Genomic DNA, 24,602 nt, shown 5'->3' with positions numbered 1-24,602 from the left:
GATTCGCGAGGGCCTCTTGTAGGAGACCTTCGCGAAGGTGTCAACCCCCTCTTTCGAGGAGACCGACTGTGATGACCACCGCCATCGGTGGTCATCGGTGGATCGCAGCTAGGAGAGGCCTGTCATGTGTGGCCGCCCGGTGGTTGACACCTGGCCGCCGACTCGCCGAAGAGGCCTGATTGCTCAGACCGCTCGGACCGTATGCGCTCTCCGACTCTGCCGATCCGGGGGGGGGGGACCTACTCTAGGGTCCCGTCACGAAGCTGTCAACCTTCTCTTTCGAGAGACCGACCGGGCGGTTTGGAGAGCTACGAGCTTCCGTGGTTCCGGACTTTGTACTTTCGCACTCAGTCGCGTTCACGCACATTCACGCGTCCACATTCACGTTTTTTCGTGAACCAGGAAGCTCTCGGCGCTCTCCGGCTCCGCCGATTTCGCGAGGATCTACTATAGGATCCCGCCGCGAGACTGTCAACCTTCTCTTTCGAGGAGCCGACACGCAACCCGGCTACGCGCTCGGCGCGCTCGTCCGGGAGCGCGCCGCGGAGGCAACCGAGCGACCTGAAGAGGAGGCGGCTTGTTCTGTTCACCGCCCTCTCCAGGCGCTCCTCGCCGCAGCGGCGGCGCCGCAGCGCCAGTCCCAGCGGCCTTCATCGATTGTTAAGGCTTGACTCCGGCGTGTCAACGACCGGGAAGGGTCGCCGGCGGGCGCTCGAGCGGTTCGCCGCGAGCGACGTCGACGATGCGGCGCGGCGTGAGCTGGGGTGCGGGTGGGCGAGCTCGGGCGCGCGGCGGCCGGGTCGCCGCCGCGCGCCCCTGCTCCTTACTTCTTCGCCTTCTCGTCCAGGAAGCCCGTCACCCACGCGAGCGGCGCGTTCCAGTTGATCGTGATCTCGTTGACGCTCCAGGCCTCGATGTGATCCACGAAGCACCGCTGGGCGACGCACCCCTTCAGGCCGGCGCTCTGGACATGGGGATCCTGGAGCGACGAGTTCGGGCCGCCGGATACGGCGCCGGGCGGCGCCTTGGGGTACTTGCTGTTCGCCTGGTGGGCCCAGAAGCGGTGGTGCGGGTTCTCGAGCGGCCTGTCGCCGTACCCCGTCACGTACGATTGCCCGAGCGGGTTGCGCCCGAGCAGGTAGTCCATGCCGAGCACCACGCCGTCGAGGTACTTCTGCTGCTTCGTGACGTCGTGGGCGAGCGCGACCACGAGCATGTTGTTCAGCACGAAGGAGTTCGAGCCCCACTCGTACTTGCCCGCCGGCGTCGGCGCGACAAGCGTCCGGTAGCCCTCCTTGTCCGCGATGGCGAGGTACCGGTCGGCGGCCTTGACGATGCGGCCGCGGAGCTGCTGCTGCCAGGCCGCATCGACGTTGCCAGGCACGATCGCCATCGAGATCTGGCCGAGCGCGTCCGTGACCTTCCAGTTCATCGACGAGGCCACCCCGTCGACCTCCGTCGGGAACCGCGCGTTGAGCGGAGACGACTGGACATACTGCTTGTACTCCGGCTTGCCCGTCGTGAGGAAGAGCTCCGCCGCGGCCCAGTAGAACTCGTCCTTGACGTCGGTGTCGTCGTACGGCCCGCCGCCCTTGTCGCCGCCGGGAGGCGCGTAGAGGGCCGGGTTCTGCTTCGCCGCGGCCCAGGCGCGCTCGGCGGACTTCAGGCACCTCGCCGAGAACGCCGCGTCCACCGGCTTCCAGATGCGCGCGCACTGCGCGCCCACCGCAGCGACGTTGAGCGTCGCCGCCGTGCTCGGCTTGTGCAGCGAGCGCGTCATCTTGTCCTCGTGCGGCGCGAGGCCGAGGCCGGTCCACGCGTCGTCATGCATCTTGTGGTGGACCATGCCGGCGAGCGGCTTGCCTTCCGGCACCTGCATGCCCATCAGGAACTCGAGCTCCCAGCGCGCCTCGTCGAGGAGGTCGGGCACGCCGTTCTTGCTCTCGGGGATGCTCAGCTTGCCGTCCGCGAAATCGGCGCTCGAGGCGCCGAGGTGCTTCGTGCGCTCGTACCAGTTGAGCAGCGTCCACACCGAGATGCCGCCGTTGACCACGTACTTGCCGTGATCGCCGGCGTCGTACCAGCCGCGGGACGCGTCGAGCGCATGGTCGCAGCCGCTGCCCTGGAGGCACTTCGTGCTCTTGTCCTGGAGGTGCCCGGCCGGACGCGCGAGCTCGGGCTTGCCCGCATACGGCATCTTGATCTCGATGCCGCTCCGGTTGTGGTAGAAGTACGCGAGCGCGTCGTACTTGAGCGTCTGGTAGATGCCGGCCCCGATGTCGAACGGGAAGCTCTTCTCGTCACCCACCTTGAGCACGTAGCCCTGGCCCGGCGCGTTGAAGGCCGTGAAATCGACAAGGTGGACGTGATCGCCGGACGCGCCGTCCTTGCCGAACACCCTGGTCTGGCCGCGCGAGACCGCCTGGCCGGAGGCGTCGAGCAGCTCCCACGCGAGCGGCGCCGTCGCCGCGTTGCTCACGCTGGCGATCTTGGTCGCGCCCGGCAGATACCCGACCTGATTCACGGCGATCTTCGGCGCCGCCGCCGCGTCGCCCGCGGGCGCGCTGGAGCGGAACTCCGGATCATCGAGGCGGATGTCGTCGATGCAGACCTCGAACGGCTCCTTGGCCGACGCCATCTCGCCGCCGATGTGGAAGGCGAGCTCCGCCGTGGGGTCGTCGGCCTTCGCCATCGAGAACTTGCCGGTGAAGGTCTTCGGCGATGTCTCGAGCACCACGGTGTCCGACCAGTATTCCTCGTAAGGCGGCCCGGCCATGCCGACCTTCGGGCGCGCCTTCGTGGGCGAGGACGCCCAGGCCTTGTACTGGAGGGTGTAGCTGTGCCCCTTCTGGATCACCATCTCCCGGTGGCGGAACTGGGCGTCCCAGTTGTTGGACCCCTTGTTCGTCACCGTCACGCAATAGGCGCCGTTCTTCACCTCGGCGCTGCCGGCGCCCGGCGCCGTGAACGACGTGGTCCACGGCAGGCTCTTGTTGTCGTCGAAGTCGGAGGCCTTGAGCAGGTTGGTCTGCACGGGCTCGGCGCCCGCGCCGGGGCTCGGGCCGGAAGGGGCGGCCTCCGCTCCGGGGCCCTGCGACGTCGCGCATCCGGCGCTCAGCGCGAGCAGGCCGAGCGCGCCGAGCGCGAGCGCGGACACGCGGCCCGTCCGGCGGAGGATCGACTGCTTGAGAAGGGGGTCGTTCATGAGTCCTCGGTTCACGGCTGGGGGCAATCGACGCATAAAAGCGGGACCTCCGTCGAGATTGTCAAGCGCAATCCTCGCCGGCGCGCAGAATCCGGGTGGTTTCGGGGCGCCGCCGGCGGTTGCGCGCCGCCCGCGCCGCGCGGGAGCCTCGGTCACGTCAATCGCCTGCCGTCGCCGGAGCGGCCGCGCGTCGGGCGCGGCCCTGCCGATGCCCCGCTGGCGCGCGCCGGGGCGGCCCCTGGCCCGTCCGCCTCACGTGCCCTCCGGCGCGCCGCGCGCCGTCATGATGTCTCCACAGAGGACCACGCGAGCGCGCCGCCGCCGGCGCTGTCGATTCGCGCTGGTGCCCGTGGCGGAGTCGCATTAGGCTCTGCTCAGCCTCGCGTCGCACAAGGATCGCGGCCGAGCACCCCAGGAGACGACATGGCCAAGCACAGCTTCTCGGTCCCCTTCAGCGGTTCATCTCAAGATATCGTCACGAAAGCCAAGGATGCCATCGAGAAGGCCGGCGGGAAGTTCAGCGGTAACGAGGGCAAGGGCGACTTCACGGTGCCCACGCCGGCGGGGACCGTGAAGGGGACCTATGCCGTCTCCGCGCAGAGCTTCTCGGTGGACATCACGGACAAGCCGTTCCTCGTCCCCGGAAGCGCGATCGAGTCCCAGGTCCGCAAGTTCCTCGAGAAGGCCTGAGCCCGCTCCCGCGGCCGCACGCCGGCCCGCGCCTGCCCCTTCGCGCGCCTCCCTCGGCGCAGGACCCCCCCAGAATCCCGCGGTCGGCGCTCGCTCAGCGAGCCTGTCACGACGGTCGGCGGCCTCGCGACCTGCGCTGTCGTGACGAGGCCGCGGCGCGCCTCGCCGCGATGGACCGCGCTCACGCCGAGAGAGCGCTGCTCCACGACACCCGAGGCATCCCCTCGAATTCTTCGGAGAATTCACAGGGAGGCGGGGAGGCGGGGAGGAAGATCTTCAGATACTCCCTGTCTCCGCCCTGTTCAATTTCCCCGCTGAAAAGGGCTGCACAATGAGGGGATCCCTGAGCCACGCCGCGAGAGCGGCGAGCTCAGCTATCGATTCCTGAGGGGGCAACTCGGCTCACGCGCGGCGCGTCGCGGGAGCGAGGCGCGCTCAGCCGTCGCGGCGCGAAGTGCCAGGTCGACCGGCGCCGCGCCGGCGGTCACCGCTCGACCAGCAGCACCGGGCTGCCCGAGAGGTCGAGCGTCACCTTGCCGCCGCTCGCATCCAGGGGTGCCTTCGCGCCGTCCCAGGCGCGGACCTCGAACCCCGTCGCTGTCGCGAGCTCGACGCTCGCGCGCGCCTCCTCCGTGTCGCCCGGCGTCACGGCCCAGAGGGCGATCCGGCGCTCGCCGCCCTTCCGGAAGACGGCGCCCCGCGCGCCCGCAGGCAGCGCGAGCTCCCTCGTCGCGCCGGCGTCGTACGACGCCCCGGAGAGCACCTCGGTGAGGGTGGTGTAGGCCTCGCCGAGATCGGTCTTGGTCGCCTGATCCACGCTGGTGAGGGCGCCGAGGTCGTCGTAGAGCCCCATGTGCGCGAACACGTCGTCGCTCCCCTCCTCGCCGTTCGAGAGGATGAACCAGTCGACGCCGCCGATGCCGTGCGCGTGCGCCATGATCATCACCTTGAGGAGGTAGTTGCGCGCATACTCCGGGCTCCCCACGTCCGGGTAATCAGGCGTCGGCGCGAGCGGCGCGCCGCTCTCCGAGACGTTCCACCCTTGCACCTCGACGCCGGCGCCGGCGAGCACCTCGGCCAAGGCGTCTTTCGTGGCGAGGAGCTCGTCGACGGACGCGTCCGAGCTCTTCGGGCTGAAGATGGGATAATAGTGGAAGTCGACGACGTCGATGTAGGCGCCGCCCTTCTCCGGATACTCCGGCGTGACGGCGCCGCCGTCGGGGTTGTCGGTGTAACGCAGGATCGCGGAGAGGAACGACGGATAGCCGATTCCCCCCGTCGCGATCCGCGCGTCCGGGTCGGCCCGGCGCGCGGCCTCCTTCGTGACGCGCAGCATCCGTACGTAGTCGAAGATCGAGCCGTTGAACCGGGGGAGATCGGCGGCGCTGGGCGGCTCGGTCTCCCACGTGCGGGTGACGCTCCAGTCGGCCACCCAGTCGGGCTCGTTCCACACGTGCCACAGGTGGATCCAGGGCTTGTACGTGTCGACGGTCCGGTACACGTACGACGCCCACGTGTTGCCCGGGTTCACCGTGCCGTCGGGCAAGAAGATCGGCTCGTGGAGGCTCTTCGGGATGTAATGCTCGCTCTCCCAGTCGGCCGCGCCGGGCGGCGCCACGGTCATGTCCACCGACTCGGAGCCGATGAGGAACCCGATGTGATCGGCCATCCCCAGGGACGCGTACGTCTGGATATCGCCGAGCTCGATGTCGACTCCCCACGTCGCGAGGTGGGCCGCCGGGAGCTTGACGCGGAGGCTGCGGGCGCCCGCGCGCGCCGCGAGGGTCGCCTCCTTGTCGTCGCCCCAGGCCGCGTTGCGGTGGCCGAGGTTCACGCCGTGGCGAAACGCGCGAGCGAGCCCCGCGCCGCTCCCGCCTGCGCCGCTTCCGCCTGCGCCGGTGCCGCTTCCGCCTGCGCCGGTGCCGCTTCCGCTCCCGCCTGCGCCGGCGCCGGCGCCGCTTCCGCCTCCGCCGGGGCCGTCATCACCGCCCCCCGAACCACACGCGATGAGCGCGGAAGCGCACAGCAGAACGAACCCTCGGCGCATGAACAAGACCTCCTCCCGGCGGCAGCCGGGCGGCCAGTATAACGACGCTCGGCCTTCACGCGCCGTCCGCGGCGAGGTGGACCTTGAGGACGCTCTCCTCGGCGGGCACGCCGAGCCGGAGGGGGAAGCCGTAGTGGCCAGTCCCGCGGTGCACGTAGAGCCTGTCCGGGCCGCGGGCCCACAGGCCGTGATCGGGCATCGTCACGAAGAGCCGCATGGCGGTCCAGGTGCCGCCGAGGCTGACGATGCCGACCTGCCCGCCGTGGGTGTGGCCCGCCAGCACGAGGTCTCCCTCCCCCTCGCCGAGGTGGCGGAACGCCCCTGGATCGTGGAGCAGGATGAGCCGGAGCGCGCCGGGGACGCGCGGGTGCCGGGCGCAGACATCGGCCATGCGCTGCGCGCGGTCGCGGTAGTGGAAGTCCATCCCGAGGATCTGCACCGGCCCCGCGGCGGTCTCGACGAGCGCCGCGTCGTCCACGAGCAGGCGCGCGCCCGCCCGGGCGAGCGCTGTCGCGACGTGGCGGGGCGCCTCGTGATCATGGTTGCCGTGACACGCGAACACCCGGCCCTCGAGGGCGCGGAGCGGCGACAGCGCCTCGGCGAGGTGCTCCGCTGTGCCCTGCGACTCCATGGTCAGGTAGTCGCCGGTGAGCACCACGAGATCGGGATCTCGCGCCACAGCGCGCTCGCAGATGCCGCGGAGCCGCGCGACGGACATGAATGGACCGAGGTGGGGGTCGGTGATCTGGACGATGCGGAGGGGGCGGCGCGCGCCGGGCACCTGCTCGCGCGGCAGCGGGTGGCGGCGCAGCCCCTCGACGCGGGCGCGGTCGACGACGAGCTCGACCTCCTCGCGGCGCGCGGTGAGCGACTGGAGGATGCCGATCCCCGCCAGGGCGAACGGCACCCAGAGGCCGTACGGCGTCGCCCCGAGCCCGACCGCGATGGCCCACGGGAACGACAGGAAGGTCGCCGCCACGAAGTAGGACGCGGGGATGCTCACCAGCGCGCGGTAGGCGACCGGGCGCATGCGAGGGTGCGAGAGCAGGAGGAAGTGCAGGTACACAGCGCCGTGGAGGTACGCGAACACAGGCGCGAGCGGGCCGACGTGGCGGAAGAGCGCGCACGCGATCAGGGTGTGGATGCCGAGCAGCACGCCGACGAAGCGCGCGTAGAACCGGCCGCGGCGGCGCCTGCCCGCCGCCACGACGACGATCCAGGCGAGGACCGAGGCCACCCAGAACAGGACGATGGGGGACGGGAACGTCAAGCTGCAGCTCCAGGCGACTCAGGCGCACAGAGCCACCGTGGTCTGCGCTGCCCGGTCGGACGTCGAGTCTCCCGCGTCCAGGGCGTCCGCGCCAGCTCCCGGGGCCGCTCGAGGCCGGTTGGCTTTCACGAGGTCGCGGGCGCGGTGATCGCGCTCATCCTCGCGTTCCGCTCCGCTCACCGGATCGCGAGCGGGATCCCGGGCGATCCGGACGCGCCCCGGAGGGGCAGCGGGCTGTAGACGTAGAAGAACTCGTAAGGGCTCCTGTGGCCGCGCGGCCGCTCCTCGAGCTCTGCGGCCAGATCCGCGGCCAGCTCCGAGAGCACCATCGCCTCGTGCATGAAGATTCCACTCTTCACGAGCAGGTGATGGTGGACCGGGAAGATCAGGCCGGGCGCGACCGGAGGCTTCGGCGGGGTGACCTCGATGCCGAAGTTGTCCGACCCGACGCAGGCGATTCCCCTGGACGAGAGCCACTTTGCGACCTCGAGACCGATCCCCGGCTGGGCCAACCCCACGCCCGGCTGCGTGTAATACCCCTCGCTGCCGAGCTCCCAGTTCTCCTCCCAGCCCGTGAAGATCAGCACGACGTCGCCCGCGCCGATGTCGCGCGCGTCCATCTTCTGCGCGCGCAGCGTCTTCATCACCATGGCCAGCGTGATCTCCTGGCCCCACGCGAGCGTCTCCCCGCCGTTCGCGTGGCGCTTCACGTCGAGGAGCACGCCGCGCGTGACGAGGGGCTTCACGTGCTCGACGCCGAGGTGCGCGAGCCCGTCTTCCGTCATGACCTCGGCGCCCGTGAACTGGTTGTAGAACAGCGCGTCGGCGGGGTCGACGCTCCCGGGCGGGATGTAGCCGAAATGCCCCAGCGCGTCGAACTGCGTCCCCATCTGGCCGAACTCCCCGTGCATCACCTCGGAGTTCGTGACCTGCTGCCCCAGCAGCGTCATCGGCCCGGCCTCCACGGAGAGCCCCTGGTTGCCGGGGAACGTCGACATCCCTGGCTCGTAGACGTGGCCCAGGCGATAGACCTTGCCCTCCTTGATCAGGCGCTTGCCGTCGAGGACCTTGTCGGGCGTCTGCGTGTTGGAGGCGCCCGCCTCGTCGTCAGGGCCCCACGGCGATGGATCGGGCACCGGATCGTACGCCCCCAGCATCGGCACGCCGCGGGCCAGCGCCGCGCCTCCGATCAGGCTGGCGGCCATGGTCACCACGATCGCGCCCCGTAACGGCATCACTCCAGGCTTCATCGACAACCTCCTGGGCTACATCGCACGTTGTACCGACAGCGCCGCGCGCGCCCGTCACGGGCGCGGACGCATGTCATTACCATTGTACACCGAACTGGGCGCCGGAGCACCGCTATACCGCGATGCTCGCGATCTCCGCAGATTCCGCGGAGCCCTTGTGCGCACGCGCGTACACCCGGTTCTGCAGTGGGCGCGCGCGGTCAGCAGCGGTTACCAGCGGCGCCGGCCGCCGAGCGCATAGGCAATGCCGCTCTGCAGGGTCCCTTTGGTCACGATGCCGCTCAGATCGGCGCCCAGCGTCGTGAGCGTCTGCGCGATCTGCGGCTTGATCCCGGTGAGCACGACCCGGGTGCCGAGCAGCCCCGCGGCCCGCGCCGCGTCGACGAGCGACCGCGCCACCCGCGCGTCCACGTCCTTCACCCCGGTGATGTCGAGGATAGCGATCTTGGCTTTCTGGGAGGCGACCCCTTCAAGCAGCGTCGTCAGGATCTGCTCGGCGCGCGCGGGGTCGACGCTCCCGACGATCGGCATCGCGACGACGCCGCGCGCCAGGGGCAAGAGCGGCGTGATGAGCTCCTGGATCGTCGCCTGCTGCATCTCGATGAGCTGCCGCTGCATCTCCGCGCGCTCGGCCTCGGCCTGCTTGGTCCGGCTGATGTCCACCGAGACCGTCCCGACCGCGTAGAGCTTCCCCTCGGCGTCGCGGATGGGGAACTTGGTCGACAGGTACGTGCGCGGACCGTCGGGATAGACGAGCACGTGCTCGGACGCGGCGGGCCGCCCGGCGGCCGCGGTCTCGTCATTGGCCTTTCGTATCGAGGCGGACGCCGCCGGCGGGAGGAGGTCATAGACGACCTTTCCGAGCAATTCCTCGCGGCTCATCCTGTAATAGGACTCGATTTCGCGGTTCACGAGCAGGAGCCGGCCCTCGACGTCCACCGCGACCATCATGGACGGCGTGTATTCGAGGAATCCATGGAGCAGGCTCTCGCTCCTCTCGAGCATCTGCTCCGTATGCTTGCGCGCCGTGATGTCGTGCGCCGATCCCAGCAACCGGCGCCCCGACCCCTCCGGTCCGCTGTCGAGCGCGACGCCTCGCTCGAGGAACCAGCGCCAGCCGCCGTCGCGGCCGCGCGCGCGGTACTCCACCGTCGCCTGCTGCCCGCTGTCCCCGGCGGCCATGCGCGCCCGGTACTCCTCGATGCGATCGATATCGTCCGGATGGAACATCGACGATGCGCCGTCGCCGCGGAGCGGGCCCGCCGCCCCGCCGCCGCCCCCGCCGGCGAGCTCGCCGAACTCCCGGTTCCAGTAGATGTACCGCCGCTCGTCGAGATCGAGGACGTAAACGAGGCTGGGCAGCGCGTCGAGCAAGCGCCCCGGGAGGCCGCGGTCGGCCTCCAGCTCGGCATTGCGGGAGCGCAGGCGCTGCACTTCCTTCCGCAACGCAACCACCTCCGCCTCGAGCGCCACGGTCTTCTGCTGCTCGTTCATCGCCTCCCGGGGGATCTTATCCCAGCCTCAGGCATGGCGGTTCACAATTTTCCTTATCATTCAGGATTCTGCGAGCGGCCCTGATCCCTCCCCCGCTCAGGCCTGCAGCACCCGCAGCGACCCCCTCACCACTCCATAGCTCCCCTCGGCCCGCAGCCCGCGCGCGACCTCCGCCGGCGCCACCTCCCCGGCGAGCAGCCGCCTGTACGCCTCCACCACCCGCCGCGCCCCCTCGGCGTCCTCGCGCACGAGCTCGATCCGGAACCGCCGCACACCGCCCTGCGCCAGCCTCGGCACGAGGTGCGCCGCGCTCTGCGGCGCCGCGTGAAACACAGTGTTCCGACACCCCACGTCCGCCTCGAGCGGGTGATCCATCCCCGCCCGATCCCGCAACGACAGCGCGTGCTCCTCGCACGGCCGGCCGCAGGTGCGGTGATCCTTGCCCTCCGAGAGCACCGCCGCGATGACGCAATGCTCCATGTGGAAGAGCGGCATCGGGTGGTGCACAACCACCTCGGCGAACGGCGCGAACGGCGAGTCGAGCAGCGCCTCGAGCTGCGCGGCGTCGAGGTCGAACGACGGCGTGAACGCCGCGAGCCCCCGCGAGAGGACCTCGCGCGCGGCCAGCTTGTTCGTGACGTTCAGCGAAAAATCGCCGATCCGGGGCACGCCCGGCGTTGTGTCGAGCAGCGCGCCGAGGCTGCGGACCAGGATCGCGGCCGGCCCGAGCGAGAGCAGGTACCTGTCGATCTTCTCCTCGCCCGGCTTGCGGATCCGCGGGGGCGCGACAGCCACCGAGGCGCCGGCCGCGATGAGCTCGCGCGCCGCGGCGCCGAGGCCGACCATCTCCAGGAAATCGAGGTACACGCCGCTCGCGCCCGCGCCGAGCGCCGCGCGCGCCTGGGCCACGTTGCGGCACAGCACGAAGAGGCCGGGCGGCGGGGGCTCGACAGCCGGGGGGACAGCCCCGGCGACGAGGTCCTCGGCCGGCGCGGCAGCGCACGGGTGCGCCCTGTGCGACGCCTCGAGGAGCGCCGCGACGAGCGCCCGGCGGGCGCGGTTCAGCGCCGACGGCGGCACGAGCGCCGGCCCGTCGAGCGACAGCCCGACGCCGCGCAGCACGAACGGCGTGTCCCCGAGCCTGTCGAGCTGCCTGCGCAGCGTGGCCTCGTCGAGCGGCGACCGATCCGCGCGGCCGAGCGGGGCGTCGACCTCGACAGCGGCCGCCGCGCCGCCGTCGGCCACCGCCGAGAGCCGCGGGCGCTCGCCGAGGCGGCCCTCCAGGCGGACGTCGATCGCCACGCGGCGCGGGGCGCGATCGAGCGCCTCGCGGACCTCGCGCGCCGCCGCGGGGTCGCTCGTGCGGAAGACGCGGCGCCCGCGCAGCGACCGGGTCCCGCGCAGCACGTCGTCCGGCAGGCGCCTGTCAGGGCCGAGCCACACATCGACGTCGCCGCCCGCCGGCGCGCGCTCGACCTCGCGGCCGTCGATCCACAGCCCCCAGATGCGACCGCCGATCTCGCCCTCGCCGGCGAAGCTGCCCTCCACGAGGATCCCCTCGCCGCGCGCGAGCGGCCGGGCGGCGCGCACGACCACGACCTCGTGGCCGCGCCGGCGCCCGGCGCCGCGCGCCTCGCCCACCTCGAGGCCGCGGTGGTCGCAGGTGCGGCCGTCGACGAGGCGCTGGTGGTCGACGCCGCGCAGGAAGCCGGGCCCCGAGCCGCGCGAGAACGCCTGGAGCGCCGCCTCGCGATCCGCGGGCCCCGGAACGGCCCCCTCGCCGAGCGCCGCGTCGATCGCGGCCCGGTAGAGCCGCGCTGTGGCGCCGACGTACTCGGGGCCCTTCAGGCGGCCCTCGATCTTCACCGAGGCGACGCCGAGGGCGACGAGGTCCGGGATGACGTCGGTGGCGTCGAGGTCCTCCGGCGAGAGCAGGTAGGCCGCGTCGCCGAGGTCGCGGAGCGCGCCGTCCACGACGAGCCGGTACGGCAGGCGGCAGGCCTGGGCGCACGCGCCGCGGTTGGCGCTGCGGCCGCCGATGGCCTCGCTCGTCAGGCACTGCCCCGAGTAGGCGATGCAGAGCGCCCCGTGCACGAAGACCTCGAGCTCGACGTCCGTCGCCCGGCGGATGGCCGCGATGTCGTCGAGCGAGAGCTCCCGGGCGAGGATGACGCGCGCGGCGCCGAGCGAGCGCGCGAGCTCGACGCCGGCCGCGTCGGTGCAGGTCATCTGCGTGGAGGCGTGGATCGGGAGCCCGGGCGCGATCGCCCGCGCGATGCGCATCACCCCGAGGTCCTGGACGATGATCGCGTCGGCGCCGGCCGCGGCGCAGGCCTCGATCGCGGCGCGGACGGCCGGGAGCTCGTCGTCGAACACGAGCGTGTTCAGGGTGACGTAGCCCTTCACGCCGTGGGCGTGGAGGAAGCGCATCGTCTCCGCGAGCTCCGCCGCGTCGAAGTTCGCGGCCCGGGCGCGGGCGTTGAAGGGCGAGGGCGCCGCCGAGGCGCCGGAGGCGCCGCCCCGGAGGCCGAAGTAGACGGCATCGGCGCCGCCGCGCACGGCCGCTTCGAGGGCGGCGCGGTCGCCGGCCGGGGCGAGGACTTCAGGGCGCGCGGACCGCATCATAGGCGCGCGGTTCTAGCAAGGCGCGCAGCGGTTGTCCCCGCAGGACGAGCAAGAAAGCGCCTCAGTCGGGCTCGCTCCGGCGCGCCCGAGCGCCTTGACCTGGCTTCCCGAGGTGGGGCACGATCCCGCAACAGCCCACCCGGCTGAAACGCCCTCTGGCCCTCGCCCGCCGGCGCGGCGAGGCCTCGATGGCCGGGTCGGATGAGCGGCCGTGACGAGCTTCCCCATCAACCACCAGCGCGGAACTCGGGAGCTGAACGTCGGAGAGGCGCTTGCATTTTCCGCCCGCCCATGCGTCTCCACGGCGCATGCCGCAAAGGGACGCCCATGACCAGAGACGGATTTCGCTTCAGGTACGCGCTCTCACCGGCCGTCTCCTGGCTGCCCGCCGCCGTCCTGGCGGTGACGTCCGCGTGCTCCAGCGACGTGGCGCCGGAGCCGATCTGCGATGCTCCCTACTCGAACTGCGGCGGCGTTTGCGTGGCGCTGCGCTCCGATCGCGACAACTGCGGCTCCTGCGGCAATGAATGTTCGTCCGGCGAGCTGTGCGTCGCCGGCGCCTGCGAGGAGCGGCCGTCGCAGGGAGTCGGGGTCGGCGGCAGCGATGGCGTCCCGCAAGGCGGCGGCGGCCCGGGCGGCGACGACGGCGCGGGCGGCGATCCGTCGGCGTGCGACGAGACCCGCCACGTGAAAGTGTGCGACGGCGCCTGCGTCGACACGCGCACCGACCCGGACCATTGCGGCAAGTGCGGCGAGGCATGCGACCCGGGCCGCGCTTGCGCCGGCGGGCGGTGCCAGCCGATGTGCCGGGAGGGCTTCACCGAGTGCGCCGACGCCTGCGTCGACCTCGACGCGGATCCGCAGCACTGCGGTCGCTGCGATCACGCCTGCGATCCCGGGCAACCGTGCGAGGCCGGCTCCTGCGGGTGCAGCACGGAGCCCTCCGAGGACATCGGATCCACGGTCCCCCAGCGGGTGAGCGGCACCACGCGCGGCGCCGACGACAGCCGTTTGCCGAGCTGCGCGGCGCCGGGCACGGCCGATCAGACGTTCCTGTTCACCGCCCCCACGACGGGGACGTACTTCTTCGACACCTTCGAGGCGCCCTTCGACACGACGCTCGCGGCGCTCGCGGCGGGCACCTGCGCCGAGCTGGCCTGCAACGACGACGGCGAGGGCATCCAGTCGCAGATCACCCTCGATCTGCTCGAGGGGGAGTCCATCCTCGTCGTGGTGAGCGGCGCGAGCGGCGCGGAGGGCGACTTCACCCTCCGCGTGACCCAGCCAGGTGTGGTCGAGTGCGCGCCGACCGCCCTCGAGCCCGTCGTCCCGCAGACGTCGACGGGCTCGACCGTGGGGCTCGATGACTCGGTGTACTCCGACTGCGACTTCAGCTCGAGCCCGGACGCCACGTACACGTTCACGGCCCCCGAGGCGGGCGCCTACGTCTTCAGCGCGCGTGTCCCGGAGGAGGTCGTCATCGATGTCCTCAAGGGCGGCACCTGCGACGGCGATTCGCTCGGCTGCCAGCACGGCTACGGCCAGTCGAACACGAGGGTGGACCTCGAGGCCGAGCAAACGGTGCTCGTCGCCGTGTCGGGCCCGGGCAGCCCGCTGGCCCGCTTCACGCTGGACATCTTCAAGGCCCCTCCGTGCCCGGGCGAAGATCTCGGCTCGACGGTCCCGCAGACGGTGACGGGGAGCAACGAGGGTCTCCTCAACGCGCTGTCGGCCTGCTACGCCTTCTCGACCGGCGGCGAGGCGACCTACGGCTTCACCGCGCCGCGCGACGGCGTGTACATGTTCGACACCGAGGGGTCGACCTTCCCCGTCCTGCTGGAGGTGCGCCGCGGCTCCTGCGCCGGCGAGGTCGTCACGTGCGCCGACAGCGAGCTCTCCCCTGCCCGGATCACGACCCCTCTCACGGCCGGCGAGACCGTGGTCGTCGTGCTGGACACATACAGCAGCACGGGGGATTACCAGCTCGAGATCAGCGAGATAGCGTGCCCCCTGATCGACCTCGGCTCGACGGCCCCGCAGACGGTCACGGGCACGACCGCCGGGTTCATCGACGTGCTCGCGCCGAGCTGCGGCTACTCCGGGGGGCCCGAGGCGACCTATCGCTTCACCGCCCCGGCCGACGGCCTCTACACCTTCGACACGGAGGGCTCGGCGTTCGACACGATCGTGGACGTGCGGGACGGCTCGTGCGCCGGCCGCTCGCTCCGGTGCAACGACAACGTGGACCCGACGGGAGAGCTGACCCACTCGCAGGTGAGCCTGCTCCTCTCCGCCGATCAGACAGTGATCGTCTCCGTGGACAGCACCTACGCGAGCGGCGAGTACACGCTGAACGTCGCCCAGCAGGAGGCGCCGCCGTGCCCGTTCATCGATCTCGGCAGCACCGTCCCGCAGACGGTGACGGGCAGCAACGAGGGCTATCCCGATCTGCTCACCCCCGGGTGCGGCTGGAGCGTCGGCGGTGAGGCGACCTATCGATTCACGGCCCCCGCGGAGGGATACTACGTCTTCGACACAGCAGGCTCCACCATCGAGACGGTGCTGTCCGTGCGCGAGGACGGCTGCGGAGGCCCCGAGCTCGCCTGCGCCAACGACGGCACAACCTCGCGGATGATCGTCTGGCTCGAGGCCGAGCAGACCGTCGTGCTCAGCGTCGACAGCAACGGCGACGAGGGCGACTACATGCTCAACGTGGCCCAGTTCGACGGCTCCGGCACGTGCGAGGCGCCGATCGAGCTCGGGTCCGTCGTCCCGCAGACAGCGACGGGGACGACCCGGGGGAGCCTGGACAAGCGGAGCGCGAGCTGCGGCGGAGCCGACGCGCCCGAGGTCCTCTATTCGTTCACCGCGCCCGAGGCGGGGACCTACACGTTCGACACGCACGACTCCGCGTACGACACGGTCCTCGCCGTCTTCGACCGGGGCTGCTCGGGCGAGGAGGAGGAGGAGATCGCGTGCAGCGACGACGCGCTCCCGGTGGGCGAATGGTTCCCTGTCACGTCGGAGCTCACCGTGTCGCTCGAGGCGGGGCAGAGCATCCTCATCCAGGTCGACGGCTACGACCACGAAGCCGGTCCTTACGCGCTCAACATCCGTCGTTGACCGTCGAGCAGCGGCGCGCCCCTCCCTCGGACAGCACCGGCGCGGACCGGGCGGGGCTCGGGTACACTCCGGAGCTCGGCATGGATCAGCCCGTCCTCCGCGACAGCAGGGAGCGGCAGGCAGACGTCGCCGGCGCGCTCGCGGATCAGGCCTTCGACGCGCTCGGCGCGCTGCTCCGCGGCTTCGAGGACGCGGCCCGGCGCGACGGGGCGGGCGCGCTCGAGGACGCCTTCGCCCGCGGCCCGGAGCACCTCCACGGCGGGCTGCTCACCGCGCTCCTCCGGATCGTGTTCCTGCTCCACGCGGAGGATCGCGGGCTGCTGCCCGTCCTCGGCGTGCACCCGCTCTTCCGCGAGCTCGAGGCGGAGCGCGCCGCGCGCCCTGCCGCGCTGCGGCGGCGCTTCGGCGCGTGGGCGCGGCTGCTCGCGCTGTTCCGCGCCGTGCACCGCGGGGTGCGCGGCCCCGAGCTGACCCTGCCGGCGCGGGGCGGGCAGCTCTTCGACCCGGAGCGCTACCCGTTCCTGGAGCGGGCGCCGTCGGTGGACGACGGCACGGTCCACGCGGTGCTCGAGAAGCTCCTCGTGCTCGACGGGCGGCCGCTGTCGTACCGGACGCTTGACGTCGAGCAGCTCGGCGGGCTCTACGAGGCGCTCATGGGCTACCGGGTCGAGCGCGCCGCCGGGACGACCGTGTGCCTCCGGCCGGACAAGGTCTGGGTGAGCGCGGCCGACGCGCTCGCGCAGCCGGGGACGCGGCGGGCGGCGTGGGTCGCCGAGCGGGCGGGGCTCTCGCGGCGGGAGGCGCGGACCCTCGTCGAGGCGCTCGCCGCCGCGACGACAGCGGGCGACCTCCTCGAGGCGCTCGGGCCGCTGCGCGCGCGGGACGCCGAGGTGCTCGAGGCGGGGCGGCTGTACCTCCAGCCGGGCGCCGAGCGGCGGCGGACGAGCTCCCATTATACCCCGAGGAGCCTGTCGGCGCCGATCGTCGCGCGCGCGCTCGAGCCCCTCGTCCGGCAGATGGGGGAAGCGCCGCCCTCGGAGCGGCTCCTCGGGCTCGCCATCTGCGATCCCGCGATGGGGTCCGGCGCCTTTCTCATGGAGGCGTGCCGGTACCTGGCCGACCGGGTGGTGGCCGCCTGGACCCTCGAGGCCGCGCGCGGCGACGCGGCGGCGGCGCGGCGGCTCGCCGGCGCCGCGGCCGGCGAGGACGTCGTGAGCCAGGCGCGGCGGCTCGTGGCGCAGCGCTGCCTGTACGGCGCCGACAAGAACCCGTTCGCGGTGAGCCTGGCGGCGCTGTCGCTCTGGCTCGTGACGCGCGCCACGGGCGAGCCGTTCACGTTCGTCGATCACGCCCTCCGCCACGGCGACTCGCTGGTGGGGCTCGATCTCGCCCAGCTCCGCGCCTTTCACTGGGAGCCCGCCGCGCCGGCGTCGCCGTTCCGCGAGGCGGTCGACGCGGCGGTCGACGCGGCGCTCCGGCTGCGGCGGCAGCTCGCGGACGGCGCCGGCGGCGCGGAGGGCGACGCGGCGCGCCTGGTGCAGGAGGCGGAGGAGGCGATCGGCCGGGCGCGGCTCCTCGGCGATCTCGTTGTGGGCGCGTTCTTCGCGCACGGGAGGGACCGGGACCGTCAGCGGGAGCGCGACCGCCGGGCGAGGCTCGCGAGCGCGTGGCTCAGCGGCGGGGAGCCGCCGCCGGAGGAGCTCCTGGCGATGCAGCGGGCGCTCCGGGAGGGCGCGCCCGGGGGATCGCCGCCGCTGCCGGCGTTCCACTGGGCGCTGGAGTTCCCGGAGGTGTTCGAGGAGCCGCGCGCGGGCGGCGAGCCGCCGGGCGGCGCTCCGGGGCCGCGCTCGGGGCGGCTCGACGCGTTCGTCGGGAATCCGCCGTTCCTCGGGGGCAAGCGGATCTCGACGGATCACGGCGACGTCTACGCCGCGTGGCTCGAGGCGCTGCACGGCGCCACGAGGAACACCGACATGGCGGCCCACTTCTTCCGCCGCGCGGCCGCGCTGCTCGGGCGCCGCGGGACGGTGGGGCTCATCGCCACGAACACGATCGCGCAGGGCGACACCCGGCGATCGGGGCTCCAGCCGCTCGTCGAGGGCGGGCGGGCGATCATCTACAACGCGGTCCGCAGCGCCCCGTGGCCCGGGGACGCCGCGGTCCACGTCGCCGTCGTCCACCTCGCCCTGGGCATGTCGCCGCGCGACGGCGTGCCGCCGCCCCGCCTCGACGGCCGCCCTGTGCGCCACATCAACTCCCACCTGCGCGCCATGCCGGAGCGGCCCGACCCGCGCCCGCTGCGGGCGAGCCAGGATCTGTGCTTCATCGGCTGCTTCCTGCGCGGCGGGGGCTTCGTCCTCGCCGAGGGCGAGGGGCGGGCGCTGCGCGCGGCCGATCCGGCGGCGGGCGAGGTGCTCCGGCCGTTCCTCGGCGGCGAGGAGGTCAACTCCTCCCCGTCGCACAGCCCGCACCGCTGCGTGATCGACTTCGGCGAGCGCGGGCTCGAGGAGTCCGGCCGGTGGCCCGCGCTCCTGGCGATCGTCCGGAGCCGGGTGAAGCCGGAGCGCGATCGCCTGAGGAGCACGGGGGTGGACGCGGGCCACAAGGCGCGCTGGTGGCAGTTCGCGAACCCGCGCCCGGAGCTCCGGCGCAGGCTGGCGCCGCTCCGGCGGTGCCTTGTCGCGGCGCGGGTGACGAAGCACCTCTGCTTCGCGTTCCAGCCCGTGGATCGGACGTTCTCGGACCAGCTCTGCGTCTTCGCCATCGAGGATCACGCGCGCTTCGCGGTGCTCCAGTCGCGCGCGCACGAGGCGTGGGCGCGCCTGCTCTCCTCGACGATGGGAGAGGGCCTCCGGTACGCGCCGTCGGACTGCGTGGAGACGTTCCCCTTCCCTCGCCCGGAGCACCTCGGCCCGGGCGGCCCCCTCGAGGCCGCCGGCGAGCGCCTCTATGCGGCGCGCGCCCGGCTGATGACCGAGCTCGGAGAGGGCCTGACCGCGATGTACAACCTCCTCAAGGACCCTGCCTGCGCGCGCCCCGGCGTCGTCGAGCTCCGCCGCCTCCACGAGGAGATCGACAGCGCCGTCCTCGCCGCGTACGGGTTCGACGACATCGAGGTCCCCCCGTACGCCGCGCCGGCCACGCCGGGCGAGCGGCAGGCGGCGGGCGCGTTCGAGGACCAGGTGATCGACCGGCTCTTCGCGCTGAACGAGGCGCGCGCAGCGGAGGAAGAGCGGGAGCGCGGAGAGGGCTAGCGCCGGGTCGCCTCGGGTGATCCCTGGTTCATGAGAGAAGGAACCACAGAGGCACAGAGGGCACAGAGGAAGAGAGAGAGAAAAAAATCTCTATCTCTCTCCTCTGTGCCCTCTGTGCCCTCTGTGGTTAAATTCTTCCCTTGGCCTCGTGCTCACCTGCTCGGTCGAGACCACGGCGCATTGAGGCCGGCCCGAGGACACGGCACTTCGTCAGCCTGCCTCACTTCGCCCACGCCGCGCCTGTCGGAAACTCGAACCGCTGGAGCGACTCGGGCCGCAGGGTGATGCTGAATCCCGGCGCGGTGGGCGGCATGTACCGGCCGGCCTGGAGGACGACCGGATCGACGAAATGCTCGTGGAGGTGATCGACATACTCCAGGATGCGGTCCTCGAGCGACGCGCTCACGCAGATGTAGTCGAAGAGCGAGATGTGCTGCATGATCTCGGAGAGGCCGACCCCCCCGGTGTGAGGGCAGACCGGGACGCCGAACTTGGCCGCCATGAGCAGCACGGCGAGCACCTCGTTGACGCCGCCCAGCCGCGCGCCGTCCACCTGGCAGAACCGGATCGCGTCCGCCTGGAACATCTGCTTGAACATGACGCGATTGTGGGTGTGCTCCCCCGTCGCCACGCCGATCGGCGCGATCGCCCTGGCGATCGCGGCGTGGCCGAGGATGTCGTCGGGGCTCGTGGGCTCCTCGATCCACCACGGATCGAACGCGGCGAGGCGCTGCATGCTGGCGATCGCCTGGCCCACGTCCCACACCTGGTTGGCATCCATCATGAGCCGGCGCTGCGCCCCGATCTCCTCCCGGATGATCTGCGCCCGGCGGACGTCGTCATCGATGCTCGCGCCGACCTTGATCTTGAAATGCGAGAAGCCGCGCGCGAGCGCCTCGCGGCAGAGCTGGCGCAGCTTGTCGTCGGAATAGCCGATCCACCCTGCCGAGGTCGTGTACGCCGGAAAGCCGCGCTGCCGCATCTCGTCCTCCCGCGCTGCGCGGGTGGGCGCGTTCCGGCGGAGGATCTCGAGCGCCTCCTCGGGGCGCAGCACATCCGTGATGTAGCGGAAGCTGACGCAGCGGACGAGCTCCTCCGGGGTCATGTCCACGAGCAGCTTCCAGAGCGGTTTGCCCGCGGTCTTCGCCCACAGATCCCAGGCGGCGTTGACGACGGCGGCCGTCGCCAGGTGGATGATCCCCTTCTCCGGGCCGACCCAGCGGAGCTGGCTGTCGCCGGTGATCTCGCCCCAGAAGGCGCCCATGTCGGCCGTCATGGCGTCGACGCGCCTGCCCACGAGCACGGGGCGGAGCGCGTCGATCGCCGCCACGCAGAGCTCGTTTCCACGGCCGATCGTGAAGGTCAGGCCATGCCCCTCGAGCCGCTCCGGGCCGTCGGTCTCGAGCACGACGTAGGCCGCCGAGTAGTCCGGCCTCGGGTTCATGGCGTCCGAGCCGGCGAGAGAGCGCGAGGTCGGAAAGCGGATGTCGCGGGCGATGACATCGGTGATGCACACGGACATTGGGTCCCCCTTCGTGTGGACTACGCCGGACAGCGCGCATGGCCCCGTGTGTCAGATGCCGATGGAGCCCAGCCGAGCACGACCTCGCGCCCCCGTTCGAGAGGCACAAATCATTTGCTTGGCAACTATTTTACTAAGTACACTTCGCGATGTGAGTTGCCATACACGGCATGGAGGAGCAGGGTGACCACGGCGGGCCAGCCGGTCGACCACGCCCAGCGGGCGCTGCGGCTCAGCCACCGGCTGCACCACTGGGCGGCGGCGAGCGTGCAGGCGAGCCGGCCGGGGCAGGAGCTGAGCCTGCGGCAGCTCGGGGCGCTGATCGGGATCCGGGAGGGGCGGACGTCGCCCGGGGCGTTGGCGCGGCGGCTGCGGGTCACGCCGGCCGTGGTCGCGGGGATGGTCGACCGGCTCGTGCGGCAGGGGCACGTGTGGCGCGAGGCGGACCCGGACGGTCGGCGGAGGCTGTGGCTGGCGCTGACGGAGAGCGGTCTGGCCGTGAGCCGCACGGCCGAGCTGGCGCTGGCCGAGAGCCTCGCGGTCGAGCTTGCGGCCGCCGGCGCGCCCGAGCTGGAAGGGCTGCGCCGCGCGCTGGACCTGCTGGAGCGCGCGCTCGCCGCGCTGGAGACGCGCACGCCCGGGTCCGCGGACGGCGGATCGGGCGCGGAAGACACGGACTGAGAGAGAACAGGGAGGAACCATGACGGCGAGATCGGCGGATGGACTGGAGACGACGGGAACGCTCTCGCAGCGCGGGGACAAGGAGGACGCCGAGGGCGCCCCGAACGAGGTGCCCGTGCTGGACTCCGTGGTGCTGGACAGGTCCGATCCGGAGTTTCTGGTCAGGGCCTACGACGTCTACGCGGAGATGCGGGCCAAGGGGCCGATCGTGCGCGCCCGCCATTACCCCACCCTCCGGCACGACGACGAGGAGAACAGCGCGCGCCAGGGCGATCGCTCCGTTCGCGAGGTGCTCTTCGTGAACCGTTACGAGGACGCGGCGGCCGCGCTGGTCGACGATCGCCTCTCGTCCGATCCCTACGTGACGCTGACGCCGGAGCAGCGCGAGAAGCTGCCGCCGATGCTGGTGGAGTTCCGGCCGATCGCGCACTCGCTCCTCGTGCGCGATCCGCCCGATCACACGCGGCTGCGCAAGCTCGTCCAGCCGAGCTTCAACGCCCGCGCGCTGGAGGCGCTCAGGCCGCGCATCCAGCGCATCGCCGACGATCTGCTCGACGAGGCCGAGCGGGAGGCGGCCGCGCGCGGCGAGGCGACCCCGGAGCGGCGGATGGATCTAATCAAGGCGTTCGCGTACCCGCTGCCGGTGACGGTGATCAGCGACATGCTCGGCATCCCGGAGGAGGACCGCGCGGTCGTCCGGCAATGGGCGGAGCTCCGCGCCGACGGCTTCCGCAACCCCGAGGTCATGGAGCAGACCCGCAAGAAAATCGCGGCGTTCAGCGGCTATCTCGGCGATCTGTTCGAGCGGAAGCGGCTCGCGCCGGCGGACGACATGATAAGCCAGATGGTCCACGCGCAAGAGGACGGCGATACGCTCAGCGAGGAAGAGCTCCTCTCGATGGTGTTCGTCCTCTACTTCGCCGGGCACGTGACGACGGTGAACCTCATCGGCAACGGCGTCGCCGCGCTCCTGACCCACCCGGAGCAGCTCGCTCGCCTGAAGGCGGATCCCGGGCTGGCGCGAGGGGTGGTCGAGGAGACGCTCCGCTACTGGGGGCCTATCGATTACCCGGGCACCGTGCGCACGGCCAGGGAGGACACCGAGATCGGCGGGACGACGATCCCGAAGGGGGCGCAGGTGGTCATCGGCCTCGGCTCGGCCAACCGGGATCCGGAGCGCTTCGAGGATCCCGACACCTACGATATCTCGCGCGCCGACGCCCACCGCCACATCGCCTTCGGCAGGGGGATTCACCTGTGCATCGGGGCACCCCTGGCGCGCCTCGAGGGGGAGATCGCCTTCGAGACCCTGTTCCGGCGCTTCCCCGGGCTGCGCCTCGCGGCGCCGGCCGAAGGGCTGCGCTGGACGGGCTCCGCCGGGATGCGCGGGTTCCGCGAGCTGCCGGTGCTGTTCTGATGTACGCGGACGGCGCGGAGGGGGGCCGCCGCGACGCGTCGTTGAGGAGGAGGCCGCATTCCCCTGTGCCGCGGGCGATCACAGTGCCGATGCGGAGGCCGTCGACGCCGTAGGTCTCGACGCCGTGGGAGCTCGTTCCCTCGGCGTCGACGTGGTCGATGGCGATGTTCGTCACCTCGTCGGCGCGGTTCGAGCGCCCCCGTGTCACGCCTGGTCGTGGCGGCGATGTACGTTGAGCCCGCAAGCTGCGGAGAAGGCGTCTCTTCGCGCGTGGGTAAATGCTGGATGGAGCGTCGCTGTTGCGGCTAACCGCCGCTGGCGCGCTGCGCCGTCTGCCCTCGCGCCAGGAAGGCGCGGACCTCCTCGGCGAGGCGCGCTGGCGGCGCGATGCCGTCCACGCGCGTCCAGCGCCCCTCCGCCTCGCGGCCGATGAGCGTCACCGGGGTGTGCTGCTCCTTGATCGGCGCGCGCCCGCCCAGCGCGTCGAGCACCCGCCTGACGCGCTCGCGGCTGCCCGTCAGGAACACCCAGCCCGGCCGCCGGCCGAACTTGTCCGCATAACGCTTCAGCCGCTCCGGCGTGTCCGTCGCCGGGTCGAGCGAGATGGAGACGAGCCGCACGTCCCGCTCCAGCGCGTCGCCGAGCTCGCCCTGGAGCCGGCCGAAGATCGCCGTCATCGGCGAGCAGATCGTCGTGCAGGCGGTGAAGATGAAGTTGACGACGAGCACGCGGTCCTTCGCGAGCTCGCGCAGGCGGACCGGCGCGCCGTCCTGGTCCACGAGCTCCTCGTCCGGCACCGCGACGTCCGGCGCCGGCGCCGAGCGCACCGCCGCAGCGCCGCCCGGCCCCTCGGGCGCGGGCGTCCCGCTGGCGTCGCCGTCGCCCGGAGGCCCGCTCGCGCGGCCGCACGAGGCGACGGCGAGCGCGCCGGCGAGGAGCAAAGCATTCGACACGGAAGACGAGAGAGAGCGCATATCGGCCTCACCGCAGATCCCTGCCCGGCCGCATCGGACGGCTGCCGTCCGAGCGCCACCCTCCAGCCGGGCTATGGGCGGGCGCCGCGCGCCGCGCGCCGGCGATGCCGCATGCCGGGACTGGCCAGCAGGCCTGGAGCTTTGTCTGCTCGGTCCTGTCAGGTCAAGAATCTTTGCGCTGCGTTGCAGATGCAGAGTCGAGGCAAGCGGATGCCCCGGGCGGCCACCCGTCAGAAATCGATGCAGACGGCCTCGTCGATCCGCAGCACGGACTCCTGATCGAAGCGCATCTTGTACTCCTCGCGGATCGCCTCGATGCTGTCGTGGGCGGCCTGGCCGCCGTCGTGGAGGAGCATGATCAGCCGGCTGTCCTCCCGGATCAGCTCATCGGTCGACGCGAGGTACTGGCCGTCGACGTCGAACTGCGTCAGCCCCTCCTTGAACCGCGGCGTCACGACCGTATCGACGAACGCCTGCCACTCTTCCGGCGTGACCGAGGGCTCCTCGAACCGATCCATGCCGAAGAAGAGCTCGGTCCGGATCATCCTATCCCCGCTGTCGCAGGTGACGCCGGCGCCGGGCGCGGGCCCCGCGTCGTCCGCGGCGCTGTCGCACCCGGCGGTCGCGAGGATCACGGCGAGGAGGGGACACGCGAGCGTTCGGCTGGGCATGGAGGCTTCCTCCGAGACGATGGCTGTCGGGCGCCGGGGCAGCGCGCCCGGCAGCCTATCACGGCCGCCGTCGCGCTCAGTACATCAGGTTGCCCTGGCCGAGCACGAACGTGATGTTCTGACCGAACTGGGCCCGGGCGGTCGTCACGAGCGAGGTGGCGTTCGCGATGCGGTCGCGGCGCTCGCTCGCCGAGCCTGCCGTGAGGCCCTGGGCGATCTCGGCGCGCGCGAGGTCGAGCTGCTGTGACGCGGCGGGGTACAGCGTCATCGGCGCCATCACGTCGATGGCGTCGTCGATCTCGACGCGGGCGAGCTCCATCAGCCGCGCCTGCACGTCGGCGCGCGTGTTCGCGAAGCGGTCGACGAGCACCCGCGCCGC

Annotated in this window: 15 protein-coding genes; 5 read left to right on the top strand and 10 right to left on the bottom strand. The window is 71.9% G+C overall.

Annotated features, from left to right (window positions below):
- Window positions 1-823 precede the first annotated feature (823 nt).
- The gene (locus tag WMF42_RS10145; protein WP_437691748.1) at window positions 824-3,205 is read right to left on the bottom strand and encodes a glycoside hydrolase family 9 protein; all 2,382 of its coding nucleotides are present in this window, start codon (window positions 3,203-3,205) and stop codon (window positions 824-826) included.
- A 423-nt stretch (window positions 3,206-3,628) separates the two neighbouring features.
- Between WMF42_RS10145 and WMF42_RS10140 the strand changes: the two genes are divergently transcribed.
- On the top strand, window positions 3,629-3,895 hold the full coding sequence (locus WMF42_RS10140) for a hypothetical protein (protein WP_061608902.1): 267 nt from the start codon (window positions 3,629-3,631) through the stop codon (window positions 3,893-3,895).
- 484 nt (window positions 3,896-4,379) lie between these two features.
- Here the strand turns inward: WMF42_RS10140 and WMF42_RS10135 are convergent, their stop codons facing one another.
- The 5 genes from WMF42_RS10135 to WMF42_RS10115 form a co-directional block, all read right to left on the bottom strand.
- Window positions 4,380-5,942: a hypothetical protein gene (locus tag WMF42_RS10135; protein ID WP_437691747.1), complete on the bottom strand. Its 1,563-nt coding sequence runs from the start codon at window positions 5,940-5,942 to the stop codon at window positions 4,380-4,382.
- 55 nt (window positions 5,943-5,997) lie between these two features.
- Window positions 5,998-7,212 carry a metallophosphoesterase gene (locus WMF42_RS10130; protein ID WP_061608900.1) on the bottom strand — a complete coding sequence of 405 codons (1,215 nt, stop codon included), beginning with the start codon at window positions 7,210-7,212 and terminating at the stop codon, window positions 5,998-6,000.
- Between the two features lie 176 nt (window positions 7,213-7,388).
- Window positions 7,389-8,462: a cyclase family protein gene (locus tag WMF42_RS10125; RefSeq protein ID WP_061608899.1), complete on the bottom strand. Its 1,074-nt coding sequence runs from the start codon at window positions 8,460-8,462 to the stop codon at window positions 7,389-7,391.
- Window positions 8,463-8,672: 210 nt separating this feature from the next.
- Window positions 8,673-9,956 carry a PAS domain-containing protein gene (locus WMF42_RS10120; protein ID WP_437691746.1) on the bottom strand — a complete coding sequence of 428 codons (1,284 nt, stop codon included), beginning with the start codon at window positions 9,954-9,956 and terminating at the stop codon, window positions 8,673-8,675.
- Between the two features lie 96 nt (window positions 9,957-10,052).
- Entirely contained in the window at window positions 10,053-12,581 is a 2,529-nt protein-coding gene (locus tag WMF42_RS10115; protein ID WP_437691745.1) for a DUF3656 domain-containing U32 family peptidase, read from the bottom strand.
- 327 nt (window positions 12,582-12,908) lie between these two features.
- On the opposite strand from WMF42_RS10115, the gene WMF42_RS10110 reads away from it, so the two are divergent.
- Both WMF42_RS10110 and WMF42_RS10105 read left to right on the top strand, forming a co-directional pair.
- The gene (locus WMF42_RS10110) at window positions 12,909-15,704 is read left to right on the top strand and encodes an MXAN_6577-like cysteine-rich protein (protein WP_061608896.1); all 2,796 of its coding nucleotides are present in this window, start codon (window positions 12,909-12,911) and stop codon (window positions 15,702-15,704) included.
- Between the two features lie 80 nt (window positions 15,705-15,784).
- Window positions 15,785-18,958 (top strand): DNA methyltransferase, encoded by a 3,174-nt coding sequence (locus WMF42_RS10105; protein ID WP_437691744.1) that lies wholly within the window; start codon window positions 15,785-15,787, stop codon window positions 18,956-18,958.
- Between the two features lie 220 nt (window positions 18,959-19,178).
- On the opposite strand, the gene WMF42_RS10100 is transcribed toward WMF42_RS10105, so the two are convergent.
- Complete coding sequence (locus tag WMF42_RS10100) at window positions 19,179-20,480, bottom strand: L-fuconate dehydratase (RefSeq protein ID WP_437691743.1); 1,302 nt, start codon at window positions 20,478-20,480, stop codon at window positions 19,179-19,181.
- A gap of 183 nt (window positions 20,481-20,663) precedes the next feature.
- On the opposite strand from WMF42_RS10100, the gene WMF42_RS10095 reads away from it, so the two are divergent.
- Window positions 20,664-21,161 carry a MarR family winged helix-turn-helix transcriptional regulator gene (locus tag WMF42_RS10095; RefSeq protein ID WP_061608893.1) on the top strand — a complete coding sequence of 166 codons (498 nt, stop codon included), beginning with the start codon at window positions 20,664-20,666 and terminating at the stop codon, window positions 21,159-21,161.
- 19 nt (window positions 21,162-21,180) lie between these two features.
- Window positions 21,181-22,578, top strand: coding sequence for a cytochrome P450 family protein (locus tag WMF42_RS10090; protein ID WP_081426557.1), 1,398 nt, complete (start codon window positions 21,181-21,183; stop codon window positions 22,576-22,578).
- 305 nt (window positions 22,579-22,883) lie between these two features.
- Here the strand turns inward: WMF42_RS10090 and WMF42_RS10085 are convergent, their stop codons facing one another.
- From WMF42_RS10085 to WMF42_RS10075, 3 genes are all read right to left on the bottom strand, one after another.
- The gene (locus tag WMF42_RS10085; RefSeq protein WP_233561604.1) at window positions 22,884-23,531 is read right to left on the bottom strand and encodes an SCO family protein; all 648 of its coding nucleotides are present in this window, start codon (window positions 23,529-23,531) and stop codon (window positions 22,884-22,886) included.
- Between the two features lie 251 nt (window positions 23,532-23,782).
- Window positions 23,783-24,223 (bottom strand): DUF3574 domain-containing protein, encoded by a 441-nt coding sequence (locus WMF42_RS10080; protein ID WP_437691742.1) that lies wholly within the window; start codon window positions 24,221-24,223, stop codon window positions 23,783-23,785.
- A 76-nt stretch (window positions 24,224-24,299) separates the two neighbouring features.
- Window positions 24,300-24,593: a hypothetical protein gene (locus WMF42_RS10075; RefSeq protein ID WP_437691741.1), complete on the bottom strand. Its 294-nt coding sequence runs from the start codon at window positions 24,591-24,593 to the stop codon at window positions 24,300-24,302.
- Window positions 24,594-24,602 lie beyond the last annotated feature (9 nt).

Origin of the sequence: Sorangium sp. So ce176 (genome assembly GCF_051519835.1) — a bacterium.
Classification (GTDB): domain Bacteria; phylum Myxococcota_A; class Polyangia; order Polyangiales; family Polyangiaceae; genus Sorangium; species Sorangium cellulosum_G.
This window is presented reverse-complemented; position numbering and strand designations above follow the sequence as displayed.

Coding starts and splice junctions, on each gene's coding strand:
- WMF42_RS10145 (WP_437691748.1), bottom strand. CDS start 3,205: ATGAACGACCCCCTTCTCAAGCAGTCGATCCTCCGCCGGACGGGCCGC.
- WMF42_RS10140 (WP_061608902.1), top strand. CDS start 3,629: ATGGCCAAGCACAGCTTCTCGGTCCCCTTCAGCGGTTCATCTCAAGAT.
- WMF42_RS10135 (WP_437691747.1), bottom strand. CDS start 5,942: ATGCGCCGAGGGTTCGTTCTGCTGTGCGCTTCCGCGCTCATCGCGTGT.
- WMF42_RS10125 (WP_061608899.1), bottom strand. CDS start 8,462: ATGAAGCCTGGAGTGATGCCGTTACGGGGCGCGATCGTGGTGACCATG.
- WMF42_RS10120 (WP_437691746.1), bottom strand. CDS start 9,956: ATGAACGAGCAGCAGAAGACCGTGGCGCTCGAGGCGGAGGTGGTTGCG.
- WMF42_RS10115 (WP_437691745.1), bottom strand. CDS start 12,581: ATGATGCGGTCCGCGCGCCCTGAAGTCCTCGCCCCGGCCGGCGACCGC.
- WMF42_RS10110 (WP_061608896.1), top strand. CDS start 12,909: ATGACCAGAGACGGATTTCGCTTCAGGTACGCGCTCTCACCGGCCGTC.
- WMF42_RS10105 (WP_437691744.1), top strand. CDS start 15,785: ATGGATCAGCCCGTCCTCCGCGACAGCAGGGAGCGGCAGGCAGACGTC.
- WMF42_RS10100 (WP_437691743.1), bottom strand. CDS start 20,480: ATGTCCGTGTGCATCACCGATGTCATCGCCCGCGACATCCGCTTTCCG.
- WMF42_RS10090 (WP_081426557.1), top strand. CDS start 21,181: ATGACGGCGAGATCGGCGGATGGACTGGAGACGACGGGAACGCTCTCG.
- WMF42_RS10080 (WP_437691742.1), bottom strand. CDS start 24,223: ATGCCCAGCCGAACGCTCGCGTGTCCCCTCCTCGCCGTGATCCTCGCG.